The following is a 12432-nucleotide window of genomic DNA, read 5'->3' as shown; positions in this document are numbered from 1 at the left end:
TGTAGGAGCCGGCTTGCCGGCGAATGGTGGGTCGCGGTTCGCGAGCAAGCTCGCTCCTACAGGGACGGGGCCAAGACGGCACGCGTATGTAGGAGCCGGCTTGCCGGCGAATGGTCGGTCCGGTTCGCGAGCAAGCTCGCTCCTACAAGTAAGGGCGTCAGGCTTCGGCGGGTTCGGTCCAGCGTCGCCACCACCAGCGCAGCCGGGAGATGGGCTTGCCATCGGCGTCCAGTGGTCGACCGTCTTCGGCGAAGGGTTGGCCTGGCTCCAGTAGCTGCCCTTTCAGGTAGCGACTGCGCAGGGCCACCTGGCCATTGCCGTGGAAGCGCTGGTAGGGACCGTCACGCACGCCGTCGCGATACTGCTCGATTTCCGCGACGCTGCCGTCCGGGTAATAGCTGGTCGCCTGGCCATGCATCAGCCCCTGGCGATAGTTCACCTTGCGTTGCAGCCAGCCTTCCGGGGCATGGAAGGTCGCCACGCCATGCAGCTTGCCGCGCACATAAGGCATCTGCGCCGAAACCTTGCCATTGGGGTGGAACAGGGTGGTCGGGCCATTCAGCTCGCCCTGGCTGTAGCTGAGCTGGGCCTGGGGGCGGCCAGCTTCCTCGATGCGCACCCGCCCTTCCAGATCGCCGTCCTGCAGGTTGCCCTGCATGCGGCTGTCGCCACGGGTGAGGTCGAGCTTGCCGGATTGCGCCATCGTCAGTTCACCTTCACCAAGCCGCCCTTGATGGTCAACATGCCGCCGCCGTCCACCGTCTGTTCGGCGCTGGCCTTGTTGGTCAGACTGATGCCGGCGTCGTTGGTCAGTGTGGTTCCGGCCTTGTTGTCCAGCGACGTGCCTGCCTGGTTGGTCAGGGACGTTCCAGCCTTCTGGGTGATGGACGTTCCGGCCTGGGCGGCGAGGTCGGCATCGCTCTTGATGGTCAGGCTGCCGCCACTCTGCAGGGTGAGGGTGCCGTTGACCTTGATGGTCAGATTGCCGTCCACGGTGAGCTCGTAGTTACCCGTCACCTTGTGGCTGTAGTTGCCGCCGGTGCTTTGGGTCTGGTCGGCGCCCACCTTCACCGTGCGGCTGTCCTTCACATCCAGGGTGTCGCTGCCGGTCTGGATGGTTACGGAGCGTTTGCCCTTCTCCAGGGTGATGGTCTCGTCGCCTTCCTTCACCGTGCGCGTGCGGGCGTTCTGCACCGTAAGGGTCTCGTCGTGGCCGATGGTGGCGGTGCTGTCGTTGAGCACATTCACCTTCATGTCCTTCTGCGCCTGCAGGAACACCTCTTCGGCGTCCTTCTTGTCGTCGAAGCGCAGCTCGTTGAAGCCGCCACCGCCCTTGGAAGAATTGGTCTTGATGCCAGACTGGGTCTGGTTGTCCGGCAGGGCGTAGGGCAGGGTGTTGTCGCCGTTGTAGACGCAGCCGGTCACCAGCGGACGGTCCGGGTCGCCATCGATGAAGGTGACGATCACTTCCTGGCCGATACGCGGGACGAACTGCATGCCGAATCCTTTGCCGCTCCAGGGCAGCACCACCCGCACCCAGCAGGAGGAGGTTTCGTCGTTCTTGCCCTCGCGGTCCCAGGGGAACTGGAGCTTGATGCGGCCATACTGGTCGGTCCAGATTTCCTCGCCGCTCTTGCCCACCACCACTGCGGTCTGGGTATGCATGCGCGGCTTGGGTGTGATGCGCGGCGCGCGATAGTGGGTGGCCTTGGGAATGGCTTCGAAGCGATTGCGGTAATGCTCGTGGCTGGCTTCGTGGGTGACCGAGGTCACCACCCAGTCGATATTCAGCGACGCGTCGTCATGCCCGCTCAGGGTGAACCAGTGTCCCGGCACCAGCCAGCGACAGTCGCTTTCGCCGATGAAGCGCTGCTCCTGGCTGCGCAGCTCATCCACCCGCTGCTTGGACAGCGCATCGCCGCGCGCCTTGGCGGTGTAGCCGCCGGGATGCTCGTACATTGACCGTGGCCCGGCCACCGCTTCGGCCTGGCTGTAGAGCGACGTGGTCGGCGTGGTGAATTCGTAGTCGGTGGCGCTGTACACCCCGGCCACCGCCTGCAGGCAGAGCTGCCCGGAACGCACCCCGTGCAGCTCACGCACACCGATCTCCTGGCCCAGATAAGGCACCTTCGGCCCGTTGGGAATCGGCGGGAACGCATCGTTGCTGTCACCCAGCACCAGGGTGTGCTTGCCGCCTTCATGGGTGAAGAACCAGAAAATGCCTTCCTCCTCCAGCAGCCGCGAAACAAAGGCGAAGTCTGTCTCGCCGTACTGCACGCAATACTCGCGGGGCTCGTAGCTGCCGCTGAGCTTCAACTGGTAATCGGTAAAACCATGGGCCGTGAAGATGCCGGTGACGATGTCGCTGGTGGTCTTGTTCTGGAATACCCGGTTGTTGCTCGCCAGGGTCAGCCACCACAGCCAAGGGCGTAGCACCAACTGATAGCGCTCGGCGGTGGCGTCGGCTGGGAGTTGGTGGATTTCGGCGACCAGGGCGTCGAGGGGGCGCTGGTTGGCGTCGTTGTGGAGGGTGGTGGTGAGGTGGGTGGCAATGAGGCTGCTCAGGGTGAGGGATGTGGCGCTATGGCCGCTCAGCGTCAGTCTGAAAAAGTCCTGCAGATGCTCGGCCCCCGAACAGAGATCAGCGGTGAAACTTTCGATCCCTGCGACCGTAATTGTTAAATCCATTGGGGGCGCCGTGTTTTCGTCAGGTGAGTGAGAACTGCGCCCATACCGGGGCGTGGTCCGATGTGTAGTGCTTGATAGATTTGATTTCCTGGGCCGTTGTGATTGTCATATCCAGAGTGTTCTGTACCGTTATCAGCAGATTATCCCCACCAGCGGACTGCAGATTGAGACCGTGATAGAAAATGGCGTCGTAGGGGTTGTCAGTGCCGGTAGGCTTGACCCTTAGGCTGGTTTCGTTGGTGACCGCCAAATTGAATTCTGGTTGCAAGATGGTGAACACATCCTGGGTGTTCATGTTGAAGTCCCCGCAAAGTACGGTCGGAAATTCTTGGACATGGGCAAGTTGCTTTATGTAGCCAATTTCCTTGTCACTCATTTCGCTCGGATTGGGTGCGTGATAGACCATCACAGCGACGATTTTGTTTGTGCCGTTCTCCCCGAACAACATCATGGCCGGCACACGGTTTTTGAAAGGCAAGATCTTTTGCTGCGCATTCGTGTTTGTCAGTGATGGCTCGCTCAAGGGAACAGCTCGATCGGATCGCCATAGAAACGCATACAGCTCACCCTTGTTGCTCTCCTTGTATGCGTTACCGCCTGACAAGCTGTATTGCCACTGTTCCCCCAGGACTTCCTTCAACTGAGCAATCGCGAGTGCTCCCTGACTATCGTCATAGGACTCGCCGAATATCGGACTCTTTATGGAGGGGCGCACTTCAAGGACAGTCAGAATATCGATATTTCGGCTTGAAACGATTTCAGCTATCTGAACCATTCGCGCCAACTGCTCAGACTTGTCCTTCTGGGGGTTGTAGTTAAACTGCTTGATGTTCCAGCTCATGATGTTCATGTTGGTCAGCCCGACGGATCATTGGCATTTTCTGTCAGTTATAAATAACAGGCAGGTTCTGGTAGGTACTTTGATTGCCGATTTCGACTGGCCAGACTGTTGTTCTTTGTACGCGTATTTTCCTTGTGACACCCGCAAACAGTACTTCGGCATACAGCTCGACTTTCAGAGTGGGATATGACTGCTGGAGTAGCTTCAGATGGCCGATGACGTCGATGACCATCCACTTCTGGCAAGTCGGGCAAACCTGCTGATCGACCCAGATCTTTATCTGATAAGTCTGGTTGGGAAAGTTTCCGATGGTTTGCTGGATATGCGCACGGATTCGAGAGGGCCATGCGGCTTTCCATGCCAGGCGCTCGGCATGTTGATTCAGTGCAACTATCCCACCCGCTCCTGTCGCATTCGCACTGCCGTGTGGCCCGCTCCAACCGCCGGACCGACGACTGCCATCGGACTGGCCGCTCCATTTTGTATAGATTTCTGCGTTCGCCATCTGAGTGTTCCTTGTTGTAGTTCGCAGACACTTACCTAGCTGCTGGGCGTTCCGGCCGGTCTGTTATGGCAGGGCCTGATTGAGAGCAGTGAATTGAGCGAAGTTGCCTGCGCTATGGGCTGCGACCATGGCCTGCGTATTGGCGTACAGGTACCAGACGTTCACATTGGCGATGTTGGCCGCGCACCAGTTGGCACAGCCGTTGTGACCGCCGCAAGGAGGCAGTTCGACGAACAGATGGGCGCCGTATCCACCAGCAAGATTCCCGGCGGCATGCGCCTGCCTCTCCGCATGGTGCTGGGGATTGAACAGGCCGCCGACATTGATTGCGTCCGCGTCCAGAAGGTGCGCCTGACTTTGCCCGAATCGGTAATCTGGCGCGCCCCACGGGCCCGGGGCTGTCAATCTGACGCATGCGCAGCAGGAGCCGTTTCCGACCCCATTTCCCGGTCCCCTGATGCTTTGGAACTGCAGAATGCAGGCTGTTGCAAGTTCCCGGACGATATCTCGATGGGCTGTCCCCACTGCGGCACTTACATGTGCGACAGGCATGAATCACCTCCTGATTCAGATCTTTACTCCAACACCCACTCCGCCAACTTCCCCGTCACCTGCGCCATCAGCACATTCTCGATATCCCGCGCCCCTGCCGAGCTGCACTTGGCCAACACCGCTTTCACGATGGCGGGGTCGAAGTCGAACTGCTTGCCGGTGGCGGCCTTGTAGCGGGCCTGCAACTTTTCCAGCTTGGCAACGACGATGCCTTCCAGGGTCGCTTCGTCCAGCGGGCGGTAGGGCACCACGGTCATGCGGGCGAGGAAGGCGGGGCGGAAGACTTGCAGCAGGACCTTGCGCAGGCGTTCGTTGAAGGCGTCGCTGCCAAGCTGATCGGGTGCGGTGTCGAGCACCAGTTCCGCGCCGACGTTGCTAGTGGCGAGCATCACGGTGTTCTTGAAGTCCACCACCAGGCCGGTGCCGTCTTCCATCACGCCCTTGTCGAAGACGTTGTAGAAGGCTTCCAGCACGTCGGGGTGGGCCTTTTCGATTTCGTCCAGCAGCACCACGGAGTAGGGGCGGCGGCGCACGGCTTCGGTGAGCACGCCGCCGGAGCCGTAGCCGACGTAGCCGGGCGGGGCGCCCTTGAGCTGGCTGACGGTGTGGGCCTCCTGGTACTCGGAAAGGTTGATGCTGATGAGGTTGCGCTCGCCGCCGTAGAGGGCGTCGGCCAGGGCGTAGGCGGTCTCGGTCTTGCCGACGCCAGTGGGGCCCACCAGCAGGAATACGCCGACGGGTTTGGCCGGGTCGGTCAGCCCGGCGCGATAGGCCTGGATGCGTTGGGCGATGGTGGCGAGCGCGGCGTCCTGGCCCATGACCCGCTGCGCCATGCGCTGGCCCAGGGTACGCACGGCGTGGGCTTCGTCGGCGAGCATCTTGCCGATGGGGATGCCGGTCCAGCCGGCGATCACCGAAGCCACGGTCTTGGAGTCCACCTGCTCGGGCACCAGCGGGTCGTCCTGGCGGATGGCGTCGAGCCCGGCTTCCAGGCGCGCCAGTTCGGCGGCCAGGTGGTCGATGCGGTCATCCAGTTCTTCGTTGGGCTTGCTGGTGTCGACGCTGTCGCTGAGGGCGAGCAGTTCGCGGCGGGCGTCCAGCAGTTCGCGTACGGCTTCGCGCTCTTCGCTCCAGCGGGTTTCCAGCTCCCGGATGGCGACCAGGTTGCCGCGCGATTCACTTTCCAGCGCGGTAATGCGTTCGCGGTGGTCGAGGCCGGTGGCCTGTTCGCGGCGCAGGCGTTGCAGCTCTTCTTCCAGGGATTGCTCACGGTGGCGCAGGCTTTCCAGCGGTGGCGGTACGTCGTGCTGGCCGAGGGCGACGCGGGCGCAGGCGGTGTCGAGCACGCTGATGGCCTTGTCCGGCAGCTGCCGGCCGGAAATGTAGCGATGAGAGAGCTTCACCGCATCGTGAATGGCGGCATCCAGCACCTGTACGCCATGGTGCTGTTCCAGCTTGGCGGCAACGCCGCGCAGCATCTCGACCGCAGTGGATTCGTCCGGCTCTTCCACCTGCACCAGTTGGAAGCGTCGGGCGAGCGCCGGGTCCTTTTCGAAGTACTTCTTGTATTCCAGCCAGGTGGTGGCAGCGAGGGTGCGCAGTTCGCCACGGGCCAGGGCCGGCTTGAGCAGGTTGGCGGCATCGCTCTGGCCTTCGGCGGCGCCGGCACCGATCAGGGTGTGGGCTTCGTCGATGAACAGGATGACCGGCTTCTCGGCATTGCGGACGCCATCGATCACGCCTTTCAGGCGCTGCTCGAACTCGCCTTTGACCCCGGCGCCGGCTTGCAGCAGGCCGAGGTCGAGGACCCGCAAGCTGACGTCCTGCAAGGGCGGTGGCACGTCCCCGGCGGCGATGCGCAGGGCCAGCCCCTCGACGACGGCTGTCTTGCCCACCCCGGGAGCGCCAACGAGGATCGGGTTGTTCTGCCGGCGGCGCAGGAGGATGTCGATGCTCTGGCGGATCTCGCTGTCGCGCCCGACGATGGGATCGATGCGTCCGGCATGGGCATCGGCGGTGAGGTCCTGGGTGTACTGGTCGAGAATGGAATCCTGGGCACCGGCCTGGGTGGGTTTGCCCTTGGCGGCCTGGGCTGCGGCGGGTTGCTCGCGGGACGGCTGGGTCCATTCCAGCAGGTTGCTGCGCAGGGCCTCGCGCGGAATGCGCAGCAGCGACGACGCACTGTTGAGCAGCAAGGTGCGGCGTTCGTCGCGGTCAAGCAGAGCGAGCAGCAGCAGGCCGGAGCGGATGCTCTGCTGTCCCAGCACACTGGCGTGCACCACGGCGTCTTCAAGGACGCCGATGGTCTGCGCAGAGAGCGCCGGAGTGCGGGTGTTGCCGGCCTTGAACAGCTCCAGCGCCTGGTTGATCTCCGAGGCGAGCGTGTCGCGCTCCAGGCCGAAGCGCGGCAACAGGCAGGCCAGGTCGCCCCCTTCGATATCCAGCAGTTCCAGCAGCAGGTGCTCGACTTCCACGTAGTGGTGGGTGCGCTGCAGGCAGCGCTGCGCGGCCCGTTCCAGGGCTCGGCGGCTTTCCGCGTTGAGGCGTCCGATCAGGCTGCCGAGTTCCATGGTCAGGCCACCTCCGTCTGGCGCAAGCGCGTGTCGATCTGTTGCAGGGTTTCGCCGCGCAGTTGCAGGCCGCTGCTCCAGCGCAGGCGTGGCGGCTGGATGCGGTCCAGGCTCAGCGGCGCGCCGGGGCGGACCAGCAGGCGCAGGGTGCAGTCCAGGTCCGGGCCGAAATAGAGCGCGGCGAGGCTCGCAAGTCGCACGTGATCGGAACCGGTGGGAAGAAAGTCTCGCGCACGGTCGCTGGACAGTGGGCCGAGGATCAGGCGGATACCGGCGTGCTCATCCCAAACGCGGGTGCCGGCGATGGCATCGCGACCCAGGCCGAGGTTGCGGGCTCCGCGTTGCAGGCGGCTACGGCTGGCCGGTGGAATGTCGCGCCAGCCGCCCTGGTAGGCCTCGTAGCGCACCGCGACGTTGAACTGATGGCGCACCAGGGCGGCGAAGCCGGCCAGGGAGCGACGGCCGCCAGCGAACAGCGCGGTGCGAGCGGTCACGGCCGCGTCCGGTAGGGTCAGGCGATTCTGCAGGGCGCCGGGAAGCAGGCCGCAGAGGGCCAGCAGTTGGTCCTGTGCGGGCGAATCTTCGGGCGCACAAAAGCCCAGCGCCAGGCGATGCTTGCCGAGTACTCGGTACAGCATGCTGAGTAGGCGATGCTGGAACAGATCGAGGAATTCCGCCGGAGCGTGATCCTTTTCCTTAGCCCGCTGTTGCAGCCACTCCTGGTACGCATAAGGCAGGGGGCCGTCGGGCCCACCGAGGCCGAACACGGGAGTGGTCAGGGTCGGTGGCTGGCCGGGCGCTTCCTCCAGCTTCTCGACCTGGCTGGCTGCGAAAGTCGGGGTCAACGGGCCGCGCAGGCGCAGGGCTTCGCTCTGAGGAGCGCTGCCCTGGCCGAGGGCTTCGGCACCCGGTCGTTCACGCTCCAGCAGCAGGAGCGCCTGCAGAAACTCGAAGGCCTGCGGCGCGTCGCGCAGGCGCCGGCTCAGAGGGAGAGGGGCATGCCGGTCTGCGGTTGCCACGTCCGGACCTCCTTGTCGCCATCGACCAGCACGGTTCGCACGAAGCGGTTCGCGGTCGCATAAAGGGAAAAGAACTGCGCCAGTACGGCGGAGAAGAGCACGGCGCTGGAACCGGCGAAGTGCTGGGGATCGAGGCTGAGGCGAACCTCCAGGCCATTGCGCCAGCCGCGCCAGGCGTCGTCGCCGACCCTGGCGACCACCCGCTCGCAGGCCAGCCGGGTGATGCCTTCGATCTGCCGTCGGGCGCCACCGTCGTCGCGCAGGTTGTGCAGGTTGAGCATCTCCTGCAGGGCATCCAGTGCCTGCGGACCTTCCACCAGGGACAGGTGGTTGAGGGTGAGCTGCGAAACCATTCGCCAGCGCGATTCGCCGGACAGGCGAGGCAGGCTCTGCGGTGTTGGTGGGTTACGCAGGCTGGCGCGGGCAACGGGACCGGGGCGCTCGAAGCCCAGCCGCGTGCCGGCCGGCAGGTTCTCCGCCAGGTGCCGGTTGGTGCAGAGCAGTTCCGCCGTCAGGCTGTACTCGGGGGCGTCCAGCAAGGGATCGAATCCGGTGTCCACCAGGCTCAGCAGCAGGTCGGTGCCCAGGCGATTGGGGGTCATGCCTTGCACCCGGCGGGCGTGCCAATAGAGGCGGGCACCGGGAGCGCGCCCGCCATGGGCATGGCCGTAGTAGGCCGGCACCGGGATCACACCGCGTGGCGATGCCGCACGCATGGCGCGGATGCTGTGGATCTCCACGCTGCTTTCGCGGTGGGCATCGGCGACCAGGCGATATTCGCTGCGGGTGCCGTCCGGGCGCAGGGGTTCGGATGTACGCGGGAACAGGTTGATGACAGGCGCGCAGCCCAGGCGCAGGTCGTCCTGCTGCAGATGCAGGCGGCCCGCCGGGGCGCGGTCGAAGGCGATCACCAGCACGCAATCGCGCCCACCCACGCTGGGCGGCTGGATCGGGATATCGAAGAACGCGAATTTGTCCGGGAAGCTGAAGTATTCGGCCAGGAGGCGCAGGCCCGGATGCTGGCCATCCTCCTCGGGCAGCAATGCCTGATCGTCGGCAAAGCCCACCAGGTGCGGCTCGCCGGGACAGGGCAGCAACGGCATGCCCGGCACGCCGCAATGGATGCCGAGCGTGTGGGCGCCCAGCAGGTCGTAGAGCGCGGCGTTGGTAACCGGCGAGGCGGCAAGGTGCAGGCGCAGCTGGCGGATGGGCAGCTGCGCCCAATCGAATTCGCCCAGGCAGTGCAGTTCCAGACGCAGGGCCGCGCGTGCCTCGGGGCGTCCGGTCAAGGCGACTGCCTCGTCGCCATCCAGGAGCGTCGCGCCGCCGATACGTACGGGCCACAGCACCGCCTCCGCCGTGGTGCGCAGGTGCACGCTGGCGCCCTGGCGGGTGGTGACGAACAGCGGCGTGTCGCGCGGCAACCGGAAGCCCTCGGCGAGGCTGCCCTGGGTCGGGTCCGGTTCGAACTGGACGATGGCGCAGGAGGGCAGCGGGCGCAGGGCCAGCGGGTAGAGCTGTTCCAGCAGCGCGTCGCTGAACTCGGCGTAGTCGTCGTCCAGGCGTCGCTGCAGGCGTGCGGTCAGCAGCGAGAAGCCTTCCAGCAACCGCTCAACGTGCGGGTCCGGGCATTCGCCAGGAGACAATTCGAGACGGCGCGCAACCTTCGGATAGCGCGCGGCGAAGCTGGCGCCGGCATGGCGCAGCCAGGTCAGTTCGCGCTGGTAGTAGTCCAGCAGTTCGGGGTCAATCGAGTCGCTCATGGCTTACCTCGAGGCCCGCTTCGTTGTTGTCGATGACGAACACCGCCGGCCAGCTGCGCTGTCCGCTACGCAGGCTGCCAGCCAGGCGTAGACGCAAGCGCTGGGGCTGGCCCGGGATCGGTTCGGCTTCCACTTCAGTCAGTTGCAGGCGCGGTTCGAAGTGCTGGACGGCTGCGCGGATCTCCCGCACCAGCTGCCGCCGGTCATCGCTGCGGCGTGCCTGGAGTGCGCTCCAGTCGCCGATGCCGTAGTCGAGGATGGTCAGGGGCTGGACGCGCCTGGCGCTGGCGCGGCGGGTGTTGAGCAACCGCGCCAGCTCCTGGCGGACGGATTCCGCCAGGGCCTCACGGTCGTAGGCCGGCGCGTCGTCCGTCTGGGCGGCAAGACGCTCGAACAGCGGCGGCAGCAGGCCGGCTTCCGACATGGCCGTGCGTCGCTACTTGACCACCTTGTTGGCCGCCAGGTCCCAGGTGGAGGCGGCGGTGCCTTCCTTGGTGCCGTCGTCTTTCTGCGCGGTGAGCTCCCATTTGATCTTGGTGAAGTTCAGCGACAGGGTTTCCACCGGTTTGCCGCCTGCGCCACCGCTGACGCTGACGTTGGACAGCACCACGTTGTCCATGGTGTAGACGATGAAGGGCAGGATCTTGCCGTCGCCTTCGGCGGCGTTGCGGCCGATGGTGACCTTCGCCGTGGTGATGGGTTTTCCGGCGCAGCAGTACTCGTTCAGCGACGGGGTGGAGGTGTCGATGAACTTGGTGACGGTGAACTCGCCGATGTGCGGGCGGCCGGAGGTACGTTCCGAGTTGCTGACGTCGTTAGTGACCTGCATGGCCACGTTGTGGCTGTAGGACATCAGTTCGATCTTGTCGGAATAGCCCTCGAGCAAGCTGTCGCCTTTGATGTCGTCGCCGAGGTCGAGAATGATCGCATCCATCGCTTGGAACTCCTGAATCTGGAAAGTCTGGAGAAAAGGAAGGTGTCCGCCCGCCGGACTGTCCGGCGGGCGGCACGGGTCAGGCGGCTACCGGCGGCGGCAGACTGGCCACGAGGCGGATCGAGGCGGTCAGCTCCTCCAACTGGAAGTGCGGGCGGAGGAACACGGTCGCGCGGTAGGCGCCCGGCTTGCCGGCGACTTCCGAGACGTCCACCCGCGCTTCCCGCAGCGGGTACTGGGCCTTGATCTCCTGGGGCGCGTTGTCGTTGATCAGCACGTAGTCGGCGATCCAGTTGTTCAGGTAGGTCTGCACGTTGTCGCGGGTCATGAAGCTGCCGACCTTGTCGCGCATGATCACCTTCAGGTAGTGGGCGAAGCGCGAGGCCGCGAGCACGTACGGCAGCATGGCCGAGATGCGCGCATTGGCGTTGGCTTCATTGGTGTTGTAGAGCTTGGCCTTGTTGGTGGTCTGGCCGCCGAAGAACACCGCGTGGTCGCTGTTCTTCTTGTGGCACAGGGCGATGAAACCGAGATCGTTCAGTTCCTTCTCGCGACGGTCGGTGATCGCCACTTCGGTTGGGCACTTCAGCGACAGGTCGCCGGAGCTGGTGCGGAAGGTGTGGGCCGGCAGACCCTCCACCGCACCACCGCCCTCGGCCCCACGGATTGCCGCGCACCAGCCGTACTTGGCGAAGGCCTCCGTGATGCGCTGGGCCAGCGCCCAGGCGGCGTTGCCCCACAGGTACCGGGAATGGTCGGTGCCGTTGACGTCTTCGATGTAGTTCATGCCGTCCACCGGCAGGGTGTCCGGGCCGTAGGGCAGGCGCAGGAGGAAGTGTGGCAGCACCAGGGAGACGTAGCGGGAGTCTTCGCTCTCGCGGAAGCTGCGCCACTTGATCAGCTCCTGGCTCTCGAAGATCTTCGCCAGGTCACGAGGCACTGCCAGGTCGGTAAAGCTGTTCATGTCGAACAGCTTCGGGTTGGCGGCCGCGATGAAGGGGGCGTGGGCAGCAGCGGCGACGTTGGACAGCTTTTCCAGCAGGGCCACGTCCTGGGGATGTCGGCCGAAGCTGTAGTCGCCCACCAGCAGGCTGAAGGGATGGCCGCCGAAGGTGCCGTATTCCTCTTCGTAGATCTTCTTGAACAGCGCGCTCTGGTCGAACTCGACGGCCTTCTCCAGGTCGGTCTGCAGTTCCTTCTGGGTGACGTTGAGCAGGCGCAGTTTCAGGCGGGTGCTGGTCTCGGTGTTCTGTACCAGCAGATGCAGGCCACGCCAGGACGCTTCCAGTTTCTGCAGCTCGGGGTGGTGCAGGACTTCGTTGAGCTGGGTGCTGATCAGCTCGTCGATCTGGCTGATGCGGTCGTTGATCATGGCCACGGTGTCCTTGTCGATGGCCATGCCTTCGTCGAGGACCTGGGTGGCGAATTCCGCGAGCATGTCGCGGGCGTAATCCTGCTGGCTGTCATCGTGGGCCATGCGGCCTTCGGCGACGATTCGGTCGAGCAGGGTCAGGGTCTGCGTGGTGCTCTCGCTGTTCGCACCGGCTTCTGTTGCCATGA

The 12432-nt window shown here is 64.5% G+C and carries 11 protein-coding genes; all 11 read right to left on the bottom strand.

The window, feature by feature from the left end:
• Window positions 1–157 precede the first annotated feature (157 nt).
• On the bottom strand, window positions 158–703 hold the full coding sequence (locus DM872_RS28775) for a toxin-antitoxin system YwqK family antitoxin (RefSeq protein WP_179062596.1): 546 nt from the start codon (window positions 701–703) through the stop codon (window positions 158–160).
• Window positions 704–705: 2 nt separating this feature from the next.
• Window positions 706–2688 (bottom strand): type VI secretion system Vgr family protein, encoded by a 1983-nt coding sequence (gene tssI / locus DM872_RS28770; RefSeq protein WP_179062595.1) that lies wholly within the window; start codon window positions 2686–2688, stop codon window positions 706–708.
• Window positions 2689–2707: 19 nt separating this feature from the next.
• A complete protein-coding gene (locus DM872_RS28765) occupies window positions 2708–3538 on the bottom strand; it encodes an endonuclease/exonuclease/phosphatase family protein (protein WP_179062594.1) in 831 nt (276 codons plus the stop codon).
• Window positions 3539–3572: 34 nt separating this feature from the next.
• Entirely contained in the window at window positions 3573–4034 is a 462-nt protein-coding gene (locus DM872_RS28760) for a hypothetical protein (protein ID WP_179062593.1), read from the bottom strand.
• Between the two features lie 63 nt (window positions 4035–4097).
• On the bottom strand, window positions 4098–4586 hold the full coding sequence (locus DM872_RS28755; RefSeq protein WP_179062592.1) for a hypothetical protein: 489 nt from the start codon (window positions 4584–4586) through the stop codon (window positions 4098–4100).
• 23 nt (window positions 4587–4609) lie between these two features.
• Window positions 4610–7156 carry a type VI secretion system ATPase TssH gene (gene tssH / locus DM872_RS28750; protein WP_179062591.1) on the bottom strand — a complete coding sequence of 849 codons (2547 nt, stop codon included), beginning with the start codon at window positions 7154–7156 and terminating at the stop codon, window positions 4610–4612.
• Window positions 7157–7158: 2 nt separating this feature from the next.
• A complete protein-coding gene (gene tssG / locus DM872_RS28745) occupies window positions 7159–8175 on the bottom strand; it encodes a type VI secretion system baseplate subunit TssG (RefSeq protein ID WP_179062590.1) in 1017 nt (338 codons plus the stop codon).
• Window positions 8139–9938, bottom strand: a complete 1800-nt coding sequence (gene tssF, locus DM872_RS28740) for a type VI secretion system baseplate subunit TssF (protein ID WP_179062589.1) — start codon at window positions 9936–9938, stop codon at window positions 8139–8141. The genes tssG and tssF overlap by 37 nt, the downstream gene beginning before the upstream one ends.
• Complete coding sequence (tssE, locus tag DM872_RS28735) at window positions 9922–10362, bottom strand: type VI secretion system baseplate subunit TssE (RefSeq protein WP_179062588.1); 441 nt, start codon at window positions 10360–10362, stop codon at window positions 9922–9924. The genes tssF and tssE overlap by 17 nt, the downstream gene beginning before the upstream one ends.
• Window positions 10363–10374: 12 nt before the next feature.
• Entirely contained in the window at window positions 10375–10872 is a 498-nt protein-coding gene (locus DM872_RS28730) for an Hcp family type VI secretion system effector (RefSeq protein WP_179062587.1), read from the bottom strand.
• A 79-nt stretch (window positions 10873–10951) separates the two neighbouring features.
• On the bottom strand, window positions 10952–12430 hold the full coding sequence (gene tssC / locus DM872_RS28725) for a type VI secretion system contractile sheath large subunit (RefSeq protein ID WP_179062586.1): 1479 nt from the start codon (window positions 12428–12430) through the stop codon (window positions 10952–10954).
• Window positions 12431–12432: the final 2 nt, after the last annotated feature.

This window comes from Pseudomonas taiwanensis (assembly GCF_013393345.1).
GTDB classification, from domain to species: domain Bacteria; phylum Pseudomonadota; class Gammaproteobacteria; order Pseudomonadales; family Pseudomonadaceae; genus Metapseudomonas; species Metapseudomonas resinovorans_C.
Note: the sequence above shows the minus strand (reverse complement) of the source record. Positions and strands in the feature narration are given on the sequence as shown.